Source organism: Sphingomonas sp. CL5.1 (assembly GCF_013344685.1).
Classification (GTDB): Bacteria; Pseudomonadota; Alphaproteobacteria; order Sphingomonadales; family Sphingomonadaceae; genus Sphingomonas.
On record NZ_CP050137.1, the window covers coordinates 3,965,384 to 3,980,543 of the forward strand.

Consider the following 15,160-nt stretch of genomic DNA (forward strand, 5'->3'; position numbering starts at 1 on the left):
GCCGCCGCGTGAAACATCGCGACGGCGGCGCAACGATCGCGAAATATCCCGGCGCGCCGCGATGATTACAGCTTCCTTACAGGATGCCGGATGCCCCGGCTTCCTGCGGGAGCGGCGCAATGAACCATCATCACGGACTGGACGATCACGATCGCGGCCTGTCGCACGACCTGGCCGTCATGGAGCGGCTGGTGCGCCGCCGGCAGATGCTGCGCTGGGCGGCGGGCGCGGGCGCGATGGCGCTGCTCGCCGGATGCGGCGACGACGGTACCAGCGGCGGTTCCGACACGACGACCAGTTCGTCCACCGCAACGCCCACGCCCACGCCGACCCCGACGGCGACCTCCACCGCCTCCCCGTCGGCCTGCATCGCCGATCCGACCGAGACCAACGGCCCTTATCCCGCCGACGGCACCAACGCATCGAGCGGCAGCACCTCGAACGTGCTCACCGCCAGCGGCGTGGTGCGCGGCGACATCCGCGCCAGCTTCATCGGCTCGACCAGCAGCGCGCCGGGCGTCACGCTCACGCTGACGCTCACCCTCGTCAACGCCAACGCCTCATGCGCGCCGCTGTCGGGCTATGCGATCTACATCTGGTGCTGCGACGCCAACGGGCAATATTCGCTCTATTCGGCGCCCGCCGAGAGCTGGCTGCGCGGCGTGCAGGTGACGGACGGCAACGGGCAGGTGACGTTCACGATGGTCTTCCCCGGCTGCTACAGCGGGCGCTGGCCGCACATCCATTTCGAGGTCTATTCGAGCATCTCGGCCGCGACGAGCGGGCGCAACGCCGCGCTCATCTCGCAGATCGCGATGCCGCAGGCGGTGTGCGACACCGTCTATGCCGACACCGCAACCTATCCCGCCAGCGCCACCAACCTCGCGCGGATCACCATCGCCAGCGACAATGTGTTCGGCGACAATACGTCGGCCCAGATCGCCCGGATGACGGCATCCGTCACCGGCAGCAATGCCGCCGGCTATGTCGCCACCAACACGATCGGGATCGCGGTCTAGGCTTCCTGGTCCTCGCCTTCGCTCCCGGCCGGGCGCTCGAACCATGCCTCGACCGGGCCGGAGAGCTTGATCGTCAGCGGTCGGCCGTGGCGATCGACCTTCTTGCCGAGCGCGACGCGGATCCAGCCTTCGCTGATCGAATATTCCTCGACGTCCTTGCGCTCCACGCCCTTGAAGCGAATGCCGACGCCGCGTTCCAGCGCCTCCTGGGCGAAATGCGGGCTGCGGGGGTCGATCGACAGATGGTCTGGAGGAGTATCGCTCATGGCGGCGCGCTTAGCGGATCATCGCCGCCGAACCAACGCAAAAACGGCGCGGGGGATACCCGCGCCGCTCCTGCGTGACCTCGTTGAAGCCTGCTGCGATCAGCGGCAGACGCGCACCGGCACATCGCGGCCCCAATAGGGGTCCCAGCGCCAGCTCGTCCAGCAGCGCGGGTAATAGGGGCGCTCGTAATAATAAGCCGGCGGCGGCCCGTAATAGCCGCGATCATAATAGCCATAGGGGCGATTGTTCGACGCGATCGCCGCGCCGATGCCGAGGCCCACGATCCCGCCGACCAGCGCCGCCGCACCCGCGTCACCGCCACGATAGCCGTGGCCATAGTGACGATATCCACCCCAGCGCTGCGCATCGGCCGGGGCGGCGGAAACGAGCGCGGTCGCGGCCAGCGCCGCGCCAAGGCCCACCTTTTTCAGAAAGCCATTCATCTCGAACCTCCACAACTCTCAACACCGGTTCGCATGACCAACGCACGATGGTGCGACCGTGTTGCCTTTGCTAGCCGAGTCGGGCTGAATAAGGCCGGAATACGGCATTCACCCCCTGTTTAGGTGAGACATCATGTCACATTGGCTGCTGAAATCCGAGCCCGAAAGCTATTCGTGGGACGATCTGGTGCGCGACGGCGGCACCGAGTGGGACGGCGTGCGCAACAATGCCGCCGCCGCGCACCTGCGCGCGATGCGCCCCGGCGACCGCGCGCTGATCTATCACAGCGGCAAGGAGAAGGCCGCCGTGGGTGTCGCCGAGGTAACGCGTGGCCCGCGCAAGGACGGCGACGAAGGCAATTGGGTATCGGTGGCGATCAAGCCGATCGCGCAATTGCCTCACCCCGTTACGCTCGCCGCGATGAAGGCCGAACCAGCGCTCGCGGCCCTGCCGATGCTGCGACAATCGCGGCTCTCGGTCTCCCCGGTCGGCGATGCGGAATGGGCGGCGATCGAGCGGATGGCCGCGCGCTGACGGCCTCATACCTTTCATTATTCGGACACAAATTGCCCCTAGCGGCCATCGCCAGCGGGTGGAGCACCAGCACGAGTCGGGAGAGCGCGAGCCGGTCGGCGCCATTGGGGCCGCACGTTCGCGGACCTCGGACTGAGCGTCATCCTCGCCGAACATAAGCCAAAAGAGGGTATCATCGTGTCGATCAATCGCATCCGCCCCGCGCTGCTCGCGGGCGTGGCCATCGGCCTCGCCGTTTCCGCAGTCTCCGCACAGGCCCAGTCCACGGACAACGCCGCTCCCGCCGCCGCTTCCGACAGCGCCGGGCTGGGCGATATCGTCGTCACCGCCGAACGCCGCAGCGAGAACATGCAGCGCGTGCCGGTGTCGGTCGCGGCGGTCGGCGGCGCCGATCTGCGCAACTTCCAGGCGGCGGGCGAGGACATCCTCGCGCTCTCCGGCCGTGTGCCCAGCCTTTACGTCGAGACGACCACCGGCCGCATCTTCCCGCGCTTCTACATTCGCGGCCTCGGCAACGTGGACTTCTATCTCGGCGCGTCGCAGCCGGTGTCGATCATCCAGGACGACGTCGTGCTCGAGCATGTCGTGCTGAAGTCGAACCCGGTCTATGACGTGGCGCAGGTCGAAGTGCTGCGCGGCCCGCAGGGTTCGCTGTTCGGCCGCAACACCACGGCCGGCATCATCAAGTTCGACACCAACAAGCCGACGATGGACTGGGAAGGCCGTGGCTCCGCCTCGTGGGGCAGCTACAACACGGTGTCGGCGGACGTCGGCCTCGGCGGCCCGATCGTCGCCGACAAGCTGGCGTTCCGCGTCTCCGGCCTGTGGCAGCATCGCGACAACTGGGTCAGCAACAGCTACACCGGCCCGAGCTTCGACGGCACCAGGGGCGGCAAGGACGTGATGGGCGGCTTCAACGACCGCAACGCCCGCCTCCAGCTGCTGTTCACCCCGACCGACAATTTCTCGATCGACCTGTCGGGCCATGTCCGCGACTATGACGGCACCTCGACGCTGTTCCATCGCGGCGCGCTGACGAAGGGCTCGAACAACGCCCAGAGCACACCGCGTGACGTCGTCTCCTATGACGAGGCGGACAATAATGTGCAGGCCTATAACACGCAGGGCGCCTCGCTGCGCGCGGCATGGAATTTCAGCGGCGCGACGCTGACCTCGATCACCGCCTATGAGCATTCCTCGGGCTACAGCCGTGGCGACACGGACGGCGGCGCGGCGGTGAACTTCCCGTATCTCGGCAACCCGAACGGCTATGGCGAGAGCGAGGGCTATCTGCGCGGGCTGGACCAGTGGACGCAGGAACTGCGCCTCGCCTCGAACGGCGACGGTGCGTTCAAGTGGCAGTTCGGCGGCTTCTATTTCGACAGCCGCGACATCACGGACTTCTACCAGCGCCGCTATTTCCTGACGGCCCCGTTCGTCGCCTCCAACCCCAACACCAACAACCCGGACAATTGGGTGCGGCTGCATGACGTGAACACGTCCTGGGCGGTGTTCGGCCAGGCGAGCTACACGATCGGCAAGCTGACGCTGACCGGCGGCGCGCGCTATACCGAGGATCGCAAGCGCACCACGCTGCTGAAGCCGGCGATGACCGGCGCGACGGTGAATTTCCCCGCGTCGGCGCCGAGCGACGTGCGCCTCGTCGGCAAGGAGCCGAGCTGGGACGTGTCGGCGCTGTACGAAGTGAATCCGGACCTGAATCTCTATGCCCGTGTCGCGCGCGGCTTCCGTGGCCCGACCATCCAGGGCCGCTCGGCGGTGTTCGGCGCGCCGTTCACCATGGCGGATTCGGAAACGATCATGTCGTATGAGGCGGGCTTCAAGTCGCAGCCGGCTTCGAACCTGCGGTTCAACGCCACCGCCTTCACCTATACGGTGAAGAACATCCAGCTCAACGGCAACGATTCGAACGGCAACGGCGTCCTGTTCAACGCCGACCACGCCAACGCCTACGGCATCGAGGCGGAAGCGGAGTGGCGGCCGATCCGCAACATCACCTTCACGCTGGGCGCGAGCGCGCTGCACAGCGAGATCAAGGACCGCAACGCCTATGCGCAGGTGTGCAGCCTGAACGGGGTGATGGTCTGCACCGTGCTCAACCCGATCGCCTTCACGAAGGGCAGCGGGACCAGCGAGAGCTATTTCGTGTCGGTGAACGGCAACCCGCTGCCCAACGCGCCGACCTTCAACGTCGACGCGGCGGTGCGTTATGACATCCCGCTGGGCAACGGCGGCGCCTTCTTCGTCAACAGCGACGTGAACGTGCAGGGCTACACCAATTTCGTGCTCTATCGCACGAAGGAGTTCTACGCGGACGGCAATCTCGAACTGGGCCTGAAGGTCGGCTACACCACGCCGGACAAGAAGTATGAGATCGCGGCGTTCGCCCGGAACCTCACCAACGAGCAGAATCTCAAGGGCGTGATCGAGAACTATATGGCGGCGGTCTATAACGAACCGCGCGTCATCGGCGTCTCGGTGTCCGGCAAGTTCAACTGATCGGAAGCCGGGGCGGCGCGATCCACCCCGGCCATTCTGGCCAGAAAAAGGGCGGCGTGGTCGATGCCACGCCGCCCTTTTTTCTTGTTTCACGTCGCTCCGACGGAAGCCGGGATCTCAGCGACATTTCTCCCCTGCCGCGCGTGACCCCGGCTTTCGCCGGGGCGACGGCAAGGCTGCGTCAGGCCGCTTCCTTCGCCCGCGCCGCGCGCTTGCGCTCGTGCGGATCAAGGTAGCGCTTGCGCAGACGGATCGACTTGGGCGTCACCTCCACCATCTCGTCGTCGTCGATGTACGCGATCGCCTGCTCCAGCGTCATCTTCTTGGGCGGGGTGAGGCGGATCGCATCGTCCTTGCCGCCGGAGGCGCGGAAGTTGGTGAGCTGCTTCGCCTTCATCGGATTGACCTCAAGGTCGTCCGTCTTGGCGTTCTCGCCGATAATCATGCCTTCGTAGAGCGGGTCGCCCGGCGCGACCATCAGGATGCCGCGATCCTCCAGCGCGTTCAGCGCATAGGCATTGGCCTCGCCCGAGCCGTTCGAGATCAGCACGCCGTTCTTCCGGCCGTCGATCTGGCCCTTGTACGGGCCGTACTTCTCGAACAGCCGGTTCATGATGCCGGTGCCGCGCGTGTCGGACAGGAACTCGCCGTGATAGCCGATCAGGCCGCGCGACGGGGCGGAGAAGGTGATGCGCGTCTTGCCGCCGCCGGACGGGCGCATGTCGGTCATCTCCGCCTTGCGCTGGTTCATCTTGTCGACGACCGTGCCACTGAACTCCTCGTCCACGTCGATGACGACCGTCTCATACGGCTCCTCGCGACCGCCGGGGCCATCGCGGAACAGCACGCGCGGGCGGCTGATGCCCAGCTCGAAGCCCTCGCGGCGCATCGTCTCGATCAGCACGCCGAGCTGAAGCTCGCCGCGCCCGGCGACCTCGAACGAATCCTTGTCCGCCGCTTCGGTGATCTTGATCGCGACGTTCGATTCCGCCTCGCGCATCAGGCGGTCGCGGATCATGCGGCTGGTGACCTTGCTGCCTTCGCGCCCGGCCATCGGGCTGTCGTTCACGGCGAAGCGCATCGAGAGCGTCGGCGGGTCGATCGGCTGCGCGCGGATCGGGGTCTCGATGCTGGTGTCGGCGATCGTGTTCGCCACCGTCGCGACCGTCAGGCCGGCGAGGCTGATGATGTCGCCCGCCCGCGCTTCCTCCACCGGCACGCGCTCCAGCCCGCGGAAGCTCATCAGCTTCGAGGCGCGGCCCGTCTCGATCACATTGCCCTCCTGATCGAGCGCATGGATCGGCTGGTTGAGCTTCACCACGCCAGACTGCACGCGCCCGGTGAGGATACGGCCAAGGAAATTGTCACGGTCAAGCAAGGTGACGAGGAACGAGAACGGCGCCTCCTGATCCAGCGCGGGCGGCGGGACGTGATCGACGATCTTCTCGAACAGCGGGCGCAGCGTGCCTTCGCGCACGTCCGGGTTGTCGCCGGCATAGCCGTTGCGGCCGGAGGCGAACAGCACCGGAAAGTCGAGCTGCTCGTCGCTCGCGTCGAGCGTGACGAACAGATCGAACACCTCGTCCAGCACTTCCTGCGCGCGGGCGTCGGCGCGGTCGATCTTGTTGACCACGACGATCGGGCGCAGGCCCAGCGCCAGCGCCTTGCCGGTGACGAACTTGGTCTGCGGCATCGCTCCTTCGGCCGAATCGACCAGCAGGATCACGCCGTCGACCATCGACAGGATGCGCTCCACCTCGCCGCCGAAATCGGCGTGGCCGGGCGTGTCGACGATGTTGATGCGTGTGCCTTCCCACTCGATCGAGGTCGGCTTGGCGAGGATGGTGATGCCACGCTCGCGCTCCAGATCGTTCGAGTCCATCGCGCGCTCCTCGACGCGCTGATTGTCGCGGAACGTGCCGGACTGGCGGAAAAGCTGGTCCACAAGGGTGGTCTTGCCATGATCGACGTGCGCGATGATGGCGATATTGCGCAGATTCATCTGAATTCCTGGAATGGCCGCAGGGCGCGGCGCTTCGCGCGCGCCGATAGCCTATTTGCTGCATTGCGGCTAGATGCCCTGATTATGGCACATGCCTTTGTCGGTTGAACCGGCGCGCCAGCGTGTTACATACGCAACACAGTTGAACGCGAGGCGCAGGCGGGTCATGCTCGCGCATCGCTGGAGGAAAAGATGGCGACCACCCCCGAGACGACCACCGACGAGTTCGCGCTGAAGCTGACGCCGCCCGATCCGGTGCCGCCCGTCCCGGCGGAAAAAGCCGCCGGGCTGGTGCCCGTCGACGACGGAACCAGGAGCAAGCTGGAGGAGCGGGTCGACCATTTCGTCGCGCAGCTCGTGGCGCAGGACGCGAACTCGCCCGAGTTCGGCAAGCGCGTCGATGCGATCACCGCGATGGGCGCGAAGGAGATCCGCGACGCCGCCGGCCAGTCCAACCGCTTCCTCGATCGCCCGGTGCGGGCGATGGACCAGGAAACCGGCGTGGGGAAAGACCTCGCCCAGCTCCGCCGCGTGGTGGAGGATCTCGATCCGGGCCGGAAGGGCAATCTCACCGCGCCGCAGAAGCTGTTCGGGATCATCCCGTTCGGCAACAAGATGCGGAATTATTTCGACAGCTACAAATCCAGCCAGACGCATATCGCCTCGATCCTGCGCAGCCTCGCCTCCGGCAAGGACGAGCTGCTGATGGACAATGCCGCGATCGACACCGAGCGCGCGAACCTGTGGTCGGCGATGGGCCGGCTGGAGCAGATGATCCACCTCTCGCGCCTGATGGACGGCAAGCTGGAGGACAAGGCGAACGAGCTGGACGCGACCGATCCGGCCAAGGCCAAGGCGATCCGCGAGAGCGCGCTGTTCTACGCCCGCCAGCGCACGCAGGACCTGCTGACGCAGATGGCGGTGACGGTGCAGGGCTATCTCGCGCTCGATCTGGTCAAGAAGAACAATGTCGAGCTGATAAAGGGCGTCGATCGCGCTTCCACCACCACCGTATCGGCGCTGCGCACCGCCGTCACCGTCGCGCAGGCGATGACCAACCAGAAACTGGTGCTGGAGCAGATCACCCAGCTCAACACCACCACCGCCAACATCATCGATTCGACCGGCAAGCTGCTGCGCTCGAACACCGCGCGCATCCATGAGCAGGCGGCCTCGTCGGCGATCCCGCTGGAGACACTGCAACGCGCCTTCCAGAACATCTACGACACGATGGACGCGATCGACACCTTCAAGATGAAGGCGCTCGATTCGATGAAGGCGACCGTCGACACGCTGGGCCGCGAGGTGGAGAAATCGCGCGGCTATATCGCTCGCGCCGAGGGCGCCGCGCAGAACCAGGTCGCCGCGCCGCAGGATAATTTCAGGCTGGAGTCGATGTGAGCGACACGTCGGACCAGACGATCGCCGCCGCCCGCGCGGCCTATGAGCGGATCACCGGCGCGCATTACGACGCCGGCTACATGCTCCGCCGCCGGCGCAGCGCGGGCGCGAAACGGCTCGGCCGGCGGCTGGCGCGGATCGCGATCGCCGATGCGGTGATCCTGATCGCGGCGGTGGCGGCCGGGCTGGTCATGCCGCTCGGCATCATGGGCGCGACCGCCGTGATGGCGATCCTGATCGCCGCCACGGTGACGCTGGCGATATGGCCGCCCGACGCGCCGGTCGCGCCGGAGCGGCTGCGGCAGGCGGACATCCGCGCCCTCCCCACGCAGACGGCGCGCTGGCTCGACGCGCAACGGCTCGCGCTGCCGGCCCCGGCCGTGCCGATCGCCGACCGGATCGGGGTGCGGCTCGACACGCTCGCGGCGCAGCTTGCCGCGATCCATGAGGAGACGCCCGCCACGGCCGAAATCCGCCGGCTTGTCGGGGAGCAGCTCCCCGAATTCGTGCGCGATTATCAACGTGTGCCGCGCGAACTGCGCGCCACTCCGCGCAACGGCAAGACCCCGGACCGCCAGCTTGTCGAGGGTCTGGAACTGATCGAGCGCGAGATCGGCCAGATGTCGGAGGAGTTGGCGCAGGGCGATCTCGATTCGCTCGCGACGCGCGGGCGCTATCTCGAAATCAAATATCGCGGCGAGGGCGGGGCCGCGTAGCTAGCGCGCCAGCGCCTTCACGCCGGGCAGTTCCTTGCCTTCCATCCATTCGAGGAAGGCCCCGCCGGCGGTCGAGACGAAGGTGAACTTGTCCGCCACGCCCGCGTGGTTGAGCGCCGCGACCGTGTCGCCGCCGCCGGCGACCGAGACGAGGCTGCCGTCCTGCGTCAGCGCCGCCGCCGTGCGGGCGAGCGCGACCGTCGCAGCATCGAACGGCGGCGTCTCGAACGCGCCCAGCGGGCCGTTCCATACCAGCGTCCGGCACGTCTTGAGCACGTCGCCGAGCGCCTCCACCGCCGCCGGGCCGACATCGAGGATCATCTCGTCGGCGGCCACTTCATGCACGTTGACGGTGCGCGTCGGCGGGTTGGCGCGGAATTCCTTTGCCACCACCACGTCATAGGGCAGATGGACGGTGCAGCCGGCGCGGTCGGCGGCTTCGAGGATTTCTTCGGCGGTGCCCGTAAGGTCATGCTCGCAAAGGCTTTTGCCGACATTCACCCCGCGCGCGGCGAGGAAGGTGTTGGCCATGCCGCCGCCGATGATGAGGTGATCGACCTTCACCACCAGATGCTTGAGCACGTCGAGCTTGGTCGAGACCTTCGCCCCGCCGACCACCGCCGCGACCGGATGCTCCGGCTTGCCCAGCGCCTTTTCCAGCGCGTCGAGTTCCGCCTCCATCGCGCGCCCGGCGAAGGCGGGGAGGACATGCGCGACGCCCTCGGTCGAGGCGTGCGCGCGATGCGCGGCGGAGAAGGCGTCGTTGACGTATAGATCGCCGAGAGCGGCAACCCGTTCAACCACTTCCGGCGCGTTCTTCTCCTCTCCCGCGAAAAAGCGCGTATTCTCCAGCACCGCGATATCGCCGGGCTGGAGCATGGCGATCGCCGCCTCCGCGCCGTCCCAGTCGACGAACCGCACCGGACGGCCGAGGACGGCCGAATAAGGCTGGACGATCCGCGCCAGTGACATCTCCGGGTTGGGCTGCCCCTTCGGCCGTCCGAAATGCGCGAGAACCAGCACCGCCGCGCCCTTGTCGGCGAGTTCCGCGACGGTCGCGACGGTCGCGCGCAGCCGGGTGTCGTCGGTGACACGGCCATCGGCCAGCGGCACGTTCAGGTCCTCGCGGACGAGCACCCTCTTGCCACGGACATCGCCGATATCGTCGAGCGTTCGGAATGGCCTGGACATGATTCCTCGCGTGAAATGTTAACCGGCCGCCGCCCTGGCGTTCACCGGGGCGGTGCCTGTCGGATCAACCCAGCTTCGCCATCCGCGTGGCGGTGTCGACCATGCGGTTCGAGAAGCCCCATTCGTTGTCGTACCAGCTCACGACGCGCACCAGCTTGCCGTCGATCACCGCCGTCTCGAGGCTGTCGACGGTGGAGGACGCGGGCGTGTGCTGGAGATCGATCGAGACGAGCGGCTCGTCCGAGAAATCGAGCACGCCCTTGAGCCGCGCGGTTTCGGACGCGGCCTTGAGTATCTGGTTGATCTCCTCGACGCTGGTGTCGCGCTTCGGCGTGAAGGTCAGGTCGACGAGACTGACGTCCGGCGTCGGCACGCGGATCGCCGAACCGTCCAGCTTGCCCTTCAGCTCCGGCAGCACCTCGCCCACCGCGCGCGCCGCGCCGGTGGTGGTCGGGATCATCGACATCCCGGCGGCGCGGGCGCGGCGCAGGTCCGGGTGGATCTGGTCGAGGATCTTCTGGTCGTTGGTATAGGCGTGGACGGTGGTCATCAGCCCGCGCTCGATGCCGACCGTGTCGTTCAGCACCTTCGCCACCGGCGCGAGGCAGTTGGTGGTGCACGACGCGTTCGAGACGATCGTGTGCCCGGCCTCCAGCTTGTCCTCGTTGACGCCGAAGACCACGGTCAGGTCGACGCCCTTGCCCGGCGCGGAGATCAGCACCTTCTTCGCGCCCGCCGCGATATGCTTCTCGCACGAGGCGCGGTCGGTGAAGAAGCCGGTGCATTCCAGCACCAGCTCGACGCCCAGTTCCTTGTGCGGCAGGTTGGCCGGATCGCGCTCGGCGGTGACGCGGATGCGCTTGCCGTCGACCATCAGGTCGTTGCCCTCGGCGGTGACGGTGCCCGGCCAGCGGCCATGCACGCTGTCGCGCGCGAACAGCCATGCGTTCGACCTGGCATCGGCGAGATCGTTGATCGCGACCAGCTCCAGGTCCCCGCCCCGCTCCAGCATCGCGCGCGCCACCAGGCGGCCGATGCGCCCGAAACCGTTGATCGCAACCTTGGTCATAAAATCCTCATAGCCTCCCGATAGCGTCGGTCCGGGGCGGCGGCTGCCGCTTTCCCGCTCGCGGGAGCCTTTGCGCGACGGAGGCGCCGCGCGTCAACCGCGCAACGGACCGCCGCGAGCGGGCTTGTCCCGAAACCGGCAGGTTCCTATCGTGAAGCCATGACAGACACCTCGCCGTTGCAACGGATCGAGGCGGCGGTCGCGCGGATCGAGGCCGCCGTCGTCGCCCAGCGCAAGGAAAGCGATTCGCTCGCCCGCCGCCATGAGAAATTGCGCGAGGCGATGGCGAAGGCCGTCGGCGCGCTGGACGAGATCATCGCGCGGGAGGACGGTTGATGGCGACGGTGACGCTGGTGATCGGCGACAATCGCTGGCCGGTCGCCTGCCGCGACGGCGAGGAGGCGCGACTCGAGCAACTCGGCGCGATGATCGACCAGCGCTGGGGAGATGCGCAGCGCGCGTCCGGCAATACCGGCACGTTGCAGGCACTGCTGCTCGCGGCGCTGATGCTGGCGGACGATCTCGCCGATGCGAAGGCCAGCGCCCGCGCGCCTGGCGAGACCGACGCGCTCGCCGCGATCGCCGGCCGGCTGGAATCGCTCGCAAGCAGCCTTGAGAAAAGCGCGGCGAGCGCCTAAATCCCTTCACGGCGGGTTCTGCCCGGTGCGAGCCTTGAACTATCCCTGAGGCTATTCATCATCCATGGGGGCTGTCCCTGCGCAGATCCTGGTCTGACGTACATGGTCCCCACCTGACGTACTGGGCGTCAGTGGATACTCCGGCAAACGGCCATGGCGGTCCCGCCACCGCTTCTCTCGCTCTCCCGCTCTCATGACCGAAGCGCTTTCCAAGTCCACGATCCGCGCCGCCGCCCGCGCCGCACGCGCGCGTTTCGTCGCAACGCATGGCGCCGACGTCCCCTGCCCCGCGCCGTTCCGCGGCCTGCTGTCGCGCGGTCTGACGGTCGCCAGCTACATGCCGCTGGGCAGCGAAGCCGATCCCGCGCAGCTCGCCCGCGCGGCGGTGGAGGCCGGATGCGCGATCGCGCTGCCGCATGTCGTGGACCGCGCGACGCCGCTGCGCTTCCTCGCGTGGGATACCGAGGCGGCGCTGGCTGCCGGCCCCTTCGGCCTCGCCCAGCCGCATGACCATTGGGCGGAGCTTGCACCCGACATCATCCTCACCCCGCTCGTCGCCTTCACCCGCGGGCTCGACCGGCTCGGGCAGGGCGCGGGGCATTACGACCGCGCCTTCGCGCAATTTCCCGACGCGCGACGGATCGGGGTTGCGCTTTCGGCGCAGGAGGTGGAGGCGCTGCCGGTCGACCCGTGGGACATGCCGCTCCACGCGATCGCGACCGAGAAGGAATGGATCACGCCATGACGCCAAGCTGGCGCAAACCCGCCGGGATGCTCATCATCCTCGCGATCATCGCGGTCTGGTGCGTGGCCGTCGTCAGCCTGTCGGGCGTCGTCGGCCAGTGGCATTGGGCGCTGCAACTTCCCTTCTACATCGTCACCGGCATCGTCTGGATCGCGCCGCTCAAGCCGCTGCTGCGCTGGATGGAGACCGGGCACTGGCGTTGATGTTCTTATTTTGTTCTGATATCACGGGACAATGGATCAGGCCCGGCCCAAATCCCGAGCGGTGCGCGGCGCGACGCGGAACGACGAGAGCCGCCGCTTCAACCTGCCGCAGAACGAGGCGGACGGGGACTGGCTCGACGATCGCGGGCTGATCGACGGCGCGCCGCCACCGCTGCGCACCACCGTCACCGTCGAGCGGCCCAGGACGATCATCAACCGCAACAAGTCCCCCGACATCCCGTTCGACCGCTCGATCAACCCCTATCGCGGCTGCGAGCACGGCTGCATCTATTGCTTCGCGCGGCCGAGCCACGCCTTCCACGATCTCTCCCCCGGTCTCGATTTCGAGACGAAATTGTTCGCCAAGCCCGATGCGGCGGAGTTGCTGCGCGCCGAGCTGGCGAAGAGGAATTATGTCTGCCAGCCGATGGCGATGGGGACGAACACCGATCCCTATCAGCCGATTGAGCGCGAATGGCGCGTCACCCGGCAGGTGATCGAGGTGCTGGCGGCATGCGACCATCCCTTGTTCATCACCACCAAGTCCGACCGGGTGACGCGCGATCTCGACCTGCTCGTGCCGATGGCGGCGAAGGGGCTGGCGGCGGTGGCGATATCGGTCACCTCGCTGGTGCCGCGCATCGCGATGACGATCGAGCCGCGCGCACCGCATCCGGTGCGGCGGCTGATGGCGGTGCGGCGGCTCGCTGACGCGGGCGTGCCGGTCTATGTCAACATGGCGCCGGTGATCCCCGCGATCACCGACAGCGAGGTAGAGGCGATCGTCGAGCAGGCCGCAGGGGCCGGGGCGCGCGGCGTCTCCTTCATCCCGGTGCGCCTGCCGTGGGAGGTCGCGCCGCTGTTCCGCGCGTGGCTGGACGAGCATTTCCCCGATCGCGCGGGCAAGGTGATGTCGATCATCCGCTCGCTGCGCGGGGGGAGGGACAACGATCCCGATTTCCACAGCCGGATGCGCGGACAGGGGCCGTGGGCCGAATTGCTGCGCACCCGCTTCCTGCTCGCGCGCCGCCGCTACGGCATCGACCGCAACGGCGAGAAGATGCGGCTCCGCACCGATCTGTTCCGTCCGCCGGCCGGCCCGCAGGGGGAATTGTTCTAGCTGGACCGACTCCCACCGGCGGGCCTAGGATCGCCCGCAAAGGAGCATTCCCATGACCACCACGATCGATCGCCGCACCGACTGGACCGCCATCGGCGCGGAAGAACTGGCGGACGTCGTCGCGCTGCGCCGCGCGATCCATGCCGAGCCGGAGATCGGCAACCACTGCCCGCGCACCACCGGGAAACTCAAGGCCGCGCTGGTCGGCCTGCCGCTGGAGATCCACGACAGCAAGACGACCACCGGCTTCGTCGCGATCCTGCGCGGCGGGCGCGCCGGCCAGGGCAGCAACACGCGCACCGTGCTGCTGCGCGGCGACATGGACGCGCTGCCGATGAGCGAGGAGACGGGGCTGGACTTCGCCTCCACCGTCCCCGGCGCGATGCACGCCTGCGGCCATGACGCGCATTGCGCGATGCTGGCCGGCGCGGCCAAGGCGCTCTGCGCGCGCAAGGAGCAATTGTCGGGCACGGTCGTGTTCATGTTCCAGCCCGGCGAGGAGGGGCAGCACGGCGCGCGCCACATGATCGAGGACGGGCTGCTGAACATCGTCCGCCCCGACGCCGCCTTCGCGTTGCACATCTCCCCCAACGCCCCCGCCGGCCTGTTCATCGGCCGCGAGGGGCCGCTGCTCGCCTCCACCGACACCGTCAAGGCGACGATCCGCGGCAAGGGCGGGCACGCCGCGATGCCGCACGACTGCCTCGATCCGATCCCGGTCGCCTGCGAGATCGTCGGCGCGGTGCAGACCTTCATCGCGCGCCGCGTGCCCGTGTCCGATCCGGCGGTGCTGACCATCACGCAGATCCACGCCGGCTCCGCGCACAACATCATCCCCGACGAGGTGAAGCTGGCCGGCACGCTGCGCACCCTGTCCGAAACGACGCGCGGCACGATGCGCGCCGCCTTCCGCCAGATCGCGACCGATATCGCCGCCGCGCACGGCTGCACCGCCGAGGTGGAGATCGACGAAGGCTATCCGGTGACGATGTGCGATCCGCGCGCCACCGGACTGGTGCGCGCGCTGGCCGGCGAGATTTCCGGCGAGGACGGCTGGTCCACCATGCCCGCGCCGATGATGGGCGGCGAGGATTTCTCCTATGTGCTGCGCGAGGTGCCGGGGGCGATGGCCTTCATCGGCGTCGCGCCGCAGGGCAGCGATCCGCGCACCAATCCGCCGCTGCACAATACGAAGATGACGATCGACGAGGCGACGATGGCGAAGGGCATCGCGATGCACTGCGCCGCCGCCGAGCGCTATCTCGCCAACGGCTTCGACTGAGTAACGGCC

16 protein-coding genes are annotated in these 15,160 nt (G+C 67.6%); 11 read left to right on the forward strand and 5 right to left on the reverse strand.

Features of this window, described 5'->3' with window-relative positions; all coding sequences use genetic code 11:
• The first annotated feature begins 119 nt into the window (after positions 1-119).
• Positions 120-1,019 (forward strand): intradiol ring-cleavage dioxygenase, encoded by a 900-nt coding sequence (locus F9288_RS19035; protein ID WP_174838230.1) that lies wholly within the window; start codon positions 120-122, stop codon positions 1,017-1,019.
• Here F9288_RS19035 and F9288_RS19040 read toward each other — a convergent pair.
• Together F9288_RS19040 and F9288_RS19045 are read right to left on the reverse strand one after the other, a co-directional pair.
• Positions 1,016-1,285: a DUF3297 family protein gene (locus F9288_RS19040; protein ID WP_174838231.1), complete on the reverse strand. Its 270-nt coding sequence runs from the start codon at positions 1,283-1,285 to the stop codon at positions 1,016-1,018. The two genes, F9288_RS19035 and F9288_RS19040, sit on opposite strands and share 4 nt — an antisense overlap.
• A gap of 99 nt (positions 1,286-1,384) precedes the next feature.
• On the reverse strand, positions 1,385-1,729 hold the full coding sequence (locus tag F9288_RS19045; RefSeq protein ID WP_174838232.1) for a hypothetical protein: 345 nt from the start codon (positions 1,727-1,729) through the stop codon (positions 1,385-1,387).
• 133 nt (positions 1,730-1,862) lie between these two features.
• Between F9288_RS19045 and F9288_RS19050 the strand changes: the two genes are divergently transcribed.
• Together F9288_RS19050 and F9288_RS19055 are read left to right on the forward strand one after the other, a co-directional pair.
• A complete protein-coding gene (locus tag F9288_RS19050) occupies positions 1,863-2,264 on the forward strand; it encodes an EVE domain-containing protein (protein WP_174838233.1) in 402 nt (133 codons plus the stop codon).
• A 171-nt stretch (positions 2,265-2,435) separates the two neighbouring features.
• Positions 2,436-4,784: a TonB-dependent receptor gene (locus tag F9288_RS19055; RefSeq protein WP_174839195.1), complete on the forward strand. Its 2,349-nt coding sequence runs from the start codon at positions 2,436-2,438 to the stop codon at positions 4,782-4,784.
• 181 nt (positions 4,785-4,965) lie between these two features.
• Here F9288_RS19055 and typA read toward each other — a convergent pair whose 3' ends face one another.
• Complete coding sequence (typA, locus tag F9288_RS19060) at positions 4,966-6,786, reverse strand: translational GTPase TypA (RefSeq protein WP_174838234.1); 1,821 nt, start codon at positions 6,784-6,786, stop codon at positions 4,966-4,968.
• Between the two features lie 192 nt (positions 6,787-6,978).
• On the opposite strand from typA, the gene F9288_RS19065 reads away from it, so the two are divergent.
• Positions 6,979-8,187, forward strand: a complete 1,209-nt coding sequence (locus F9288_RS19065; protein WP_174838235.1) for a toxic anion resistance protein — start codon at positions 6,979-6,981, stop codon at positions 8,185-8,187.
• Positions 8,184-8,903: a hypothetical protein gene (locus F9288_RS19070; RefSeq protein WP_174838236.1), complete on the forward strand. Its 720-nt coding sequence runs from the start codon at positions 8,184-8,186 to the stop codon at positions 8,901-8,903. The genes F9288_RS19065 and F9288_RS19070 overlap by 4 nt, the downstream gene beginning before the upstream one ends.
• Here F9288_RS19070 and pgk read toward each other — a convergent pair whose 3' ends face one another.
• Complete coding sequence (pgk, locus tag F9288_RS19075; protein ID WP_174838237.1) at positions 8,904-10,094, reverse strand: phosphoglycerate kinase; 1,191 nt, start codon at positions 10,092-10,094, stop codon at positions 8,904-8,906. It abuts the gene before it with no gap.
• 64 nt (positions 10,095-10,158) lie between these two features.
• Positions 10,159-11,163: a type I glyceraldehyde-3-phosphate dehydrogenase gene (gene gap / locus F9288_RS19080; RefSeq protein ID WP_174838238.1), complete on the reverse strand. Its 1,005-nt coding sequence runs from the start codon at positions 11,161-11,163 to the stop codon at positions 10,159-10,161.
• Positions 11,164-11,322: 159 nt separating this feature from the next.
• Here gap and F9288_RS19085 point away from each other — a divergent pair, with 159 nt between their 5' ends.
• The 6 genes from F9288_RS19085 to F9288_RS19110 all read left to right on the forward strand — a co-directional run bounded on the left by F9288_RS19085 (position 11,323) and on the right by F9288_RS19110 (position 15,151).
• The gene (locus F9288_RS19085; protein WP_174838239.1) at positions 11,323-11,499 is read left to right on the forward strand and encodes a hypothetical protein; all 177 of its coding nucleotides are present in this window, start codon (positions 11,323-11,325) and stop codon (positions 11,497-11,499) included.
• A complete protein-coding gene (gene zapA, locus F9288_RS19090; protein WP_174838240.1) occupies positions 11,499-11,801 on the forward strand; it encodes a cell division protein ZapA in 303 nt (100 codons plus the stop codon). The genes F9288_RS19085 and zapA overlap by 1 nt, the downstream gene beginning before the upstream one ends.
• 193 nt (positions 11,802-11,994) lie before the next feature.
• Entirely contained in the window at positions 11,995-12,546 is a 552-nt protein-coding gene (locus F9288_RS19095; RefSeq protein ID WP_174838241.1) for a 5-formyltetrahydrofolate cyclo-ligase, read from the forward strand.
• A complete protein-coding gene (locus tag F9288_RS19100) occupies positions 12,543-12,749 on the forward strand; it encodes a DUF2842 domain-containing protein (protein WP_174838242.1) in 207 nt (68 codons plus the stop codon). Before F9288_RS19095 ends, F9288_RS19100 begins: the two co-directional genes overlap by 4 nt.
• 31 nt (positions 12,750-12,780) lie before the next feature.
• Positions 12,781-13,869, forward strand: coding sequence for a PA0069 family radical SAM protein (locus tag F9288_RS19105; protein WP_174838243.1), 1,089 nt, complete (start codon positions 12,781-12,783; stop codon positions 13,867-13,869).
• A gap of 52 nt (positions 13,870-13,921) precedes the next feature.
• A complete protein-coding gene (locus F9288_RS19110) occupies positions 13,922-15,151 on the forward strand; it encodes a M20 family metallopeptidase (protein WP_174838244.1) in 1,230 nt (409 codons plus the stop codon).
• The last annotated feature ends 9 nt before the right edge of the window (positions 15,152-15,160 follow it).